This window comes from Hyphomicrobium sp. (genome assembly GCF_035548195.1).
GTDB lineage: Bacteria > Pseudomonadota > Alphaproteobacteria > Rhizobiales > Hyphomicrobiaceae > Hyphomicrobium_B.
The window spans coordinates 1-1,704 of the sequence record NZ_DASZTY010000028.1 but is presented as its reverse complement, the minus strand read 5'-3'; the positions used below and the strand labels follow the sequence as shown (position 1 = coordinate 1,704).

Annotated in this window: 3 protein-coding genes; 2 read left to right on the top strand and 1 reads right to left on the bottom strand. The window is 61.4% G+C overall.

Annotated features, from left to right (window positions below; genetic code table 11):
* Positions 1-325: GFA family protein (locus VHB22_RS12240; protein WP_325457260.1), on the top strand; the 325-nt coding region annotated here is incomplete at its 5' end.
* 14 nt (positions 326-339) lie between these two features.
* The gene (locus VHB22_RS12235; protein ID WP_325457259.1) at positions 340-1,308 is read left to right on the top strand and encodes an alpha/beta hydrolase; all 969 of its coding nucleotides are present in this window, start codon (positions 340-342) and stop codon (positions 1,306-1,308) included.
* 179 nt (positions 1,309-1,487) lie between these two features.
* Here the strand turns inward: VHB22_RS12235 and VHB22_RS12230 are convergent.
* A partial coding sequence (locus VHB22_RS12230) for a hypothetical protein (RefSeq protein WP_325457258.1) occupies positions 1,488-1,704 on the bottom strand: 217 nt, incomplete at its 5' end.

Here is a 1,704-nt window from a genome sequence, read left to right as displayed (position 1 = left end):
CCATTGCACGATCTGCCGCAAGATTTCCGGCCATTACTATTCTGGGACCGATATTCCGCGCGAGCGCGTGACGATCGAAGGCGAGGAGAACGTCACCTGGTATCGCTCGTCGGAGAAGGCGCGCCGCGGCTTCTGCAAGATCTGCGGCGCGAACATGTTCTTCGACCCGATCTATCGCGACTGGATCGGGCTTTCGATGGGCGCCTTCGACAAGCCGACGGGGACGAAGCTCGCTATCCACATCTTCGTCGCCGACAAGGGGGACTATTACGACATCGGCGAAGACGGCGTGCCGAAATACGAGACGATTCCGCCGGCGCCCTAGTCTCTGAGCATGCGATGAAATTTTCGGTTGTTGCACTCTGCATGGTGGTGGCGCTCGCAGGCGAACACGCGCAGGCAGCCAGATGGCAACCGTCTCCCGGTCATACGCAGATTTCGATATGGCCGGGAACACCGCCGGACGACATGCCGATGCCGGGACCGGAATCTTCCGGTATCGTCCAAAAAAACGTCGGCGGCCGGCCTTGGACCTATGCGACCAATATCTCCGTTCCCACGATGACGGTCTATTCGCCCAGGAGGCGCAACACCGGAGCCGCGGTCCTCGTGCTTCCCGGCGGTGGTTTCGAAGTGCTGGCCATCGACCTCGAGGGTACGGAGGTCTGCGATTGGCTGACGTCCAGGGGCATTACCTGCGTCCTGCTGAAGTACCGCGTCCCGAGCGAACCATATGACCAGAAATGCGATTGCCGGCCCGACAACCTCGCAACTTCAACACGTTCGCTGGAGGACGCACAGCGAACGATTGGGCTGATGCGTCTTCAGGCGAGAAAATTGCACATCGATCCGCATGAGATCGGCGTGCTTGGATTCTCGGCGGGCGGCTATCTCGCGGCCGAGATCAGCACGCGATACAAGAAGCGACTCTACGCGCCGATTGACGAAGCCGACAAGCAAAGCGCGCGTCCGGATTTCGCCGTGCTCGTCTATCCGGGGCATCTCGCAACCGGCGACAAGCCGGGACGGCTCGCGACGGGCGAGAACGGCTTGAATCCGAATGTACCCGTCACGAGCGACACCCCACCGACGTTTCTCGTGCAGGCGGAGAACGACAACACGGACGGCGTGATCCAGTCGCTGGTCTATTCCGCCGCGCTGCGAAAGGCCGGCGCGAAGGTGGAGCTGCATCTCTACGCGGAAGGCGGCCACGCTTTCGGTTTGCGTCACACTGCGCTTCCAATCACAGACTGGCCGCGACTGGTCGAGATTTGGCTGCACTCGATCGGGATGATCCAGGAGAAGTGACCGTCTGCTGCAGGATCGGCGAAAGGTGAACCGCCGATTGTCGTTCGCCATGGCGGCGCTTGGACCAATTCATTTCGACTTGGCATATTCAAACCCTGGTTCCCCTTCCCTCGCATCGCGTGCTTGGCGCGCGATGCTCGCCGGGGATGACAAGTGGAGCGAGGCCTGGAAGAGAAAGCCTAAACGCTCTCCTCCGGCTCCTGCCTCTTTTTGGACGCAGGCGGGCGGGGTTTGGCGTCGGCGGCGGGGATGAACTCGAAAGCGAGCTTGTCGTTCTCGCGGTCGAGCAGAACGCGCACCGTGCCGCCGTCCTTCAATTTGCCGAACAGGATCTCGTCGGCCAGAGGTTTCTTGATGTTATCCTGGATCACGCGCGCCAGCGGCCGCGCGCCGAAC

Bases quoted from the DNA above. Each gene is read 5' to 3' on its own strand.
- VHB22_RS12235 (WP_325457259.1), top strand. From the start codon at position 340: ATGAAATTTTCGGTTGTTGCACTCTGCATGGTGGTGGCGCTCGCAGGC.